Here is a 1063-nt window from a genome sequence, read left to right as displayed (position 1 = left end):
TCCAGCTTACTTGAAAGGTTACGTAAATGATGGACATAAAAAAAGCCGCTTAGCGCGGCTTTTTTTATGTCTGACAACTCGCTACTTCTTTTTAGCTTTTGCCTTTTTAGCTTTAGGCAATGTCTCAACCCACTTTCCATCCTGGTAATGAGCCGACCAGCCAGTAGCTTTAACCTTCTCTTCGACTTTTTCTTCAGACATCACATACTGCTCTTTCGTCTTGCGGCTAAAACGGACAATCGACGGATTGCCCTTATTATCTTTCACCGGCGCTGAGAAAAGAAATTCATACTTAGTATCAATTTCATCTTTATGAGGCAGCAGTTCACTCACTAAGGGAGCACGAGTTTCACGATTCTTCGGGAACTTACTTGCCGCGAGGAATAATCCCGCAGCCCCATCTCGTAAGATGTAAGTATCTTCAACCTTCTCACAAGTTAATTCAGGCATCGGCACTGGGTCCATCTTCGGTGGCGCGGCTTCACCATTTCGCAATAACTTACGAGTATTTTTACACTCTTCATTGGTACAACCAAAGTACTTACCAAAGCGGCCGGTGCGAAGCTGCATTTCTGATGAACACTTATCACACTCTAATACAGGGCCATCATAGCCCTTGATCTTAAACTCACCCTCTTCAACTTCATACCCAGAACAGTCCGGGTTGTTACCACAAACGTGTAGCTTACGTTGCTCATCGATCAGATAACTGTCCATGGCGGTTAAACAAATTGAACAACGGCGCTTCTTACGCAAAAGTTTTGACTCGCCTTCCTCATCATCTGCACTGGCGATTTCATCACCCGGTACAAGATTGATCGTCGATTTACAACGCTCTTTTGGCGGCAAGGAGTAACCTGAACAGCCCAAAAACACGCCCGTACTACCCGTACGAACCTGCATATGACGACCACAACTAGGGCAAGGAATATCTGTCTCGGTTGGATCATTTTCACGCATACCACCATCAAGCGACTGTGCTTGGTCTAGTTGAGTTGTGAAATGGTCGTAGAAATCATTAAGAACCGCTTTCCAGTCCTTTTCATCTTGAGCAACATCATCC

Annotated in this window: 1 protein-coding gene; it reads right to left on the bottom strand. The window is 45.1% G+C overall.

What is annotated here, in order from left to right:
* Nucleotides 1-81: 81 nt before the first annotated feature.
* Nucleotides 82-1063: topoisomerase DNA-binding C4 zinc finger domain-containing protein (locus tag A3756_RS22275; RefSeq protein ID WP_197481472.1), on the bottom strand; the 982-nt coding region annotated here is incomplete at its 5' end.

It is taken from the genome of Oleiphilus sp. HI0086 (genome assembly GCF_001635225.1).
This window is presented reverse-complemented; position numbering and strand designations above follow the sequence as displayed.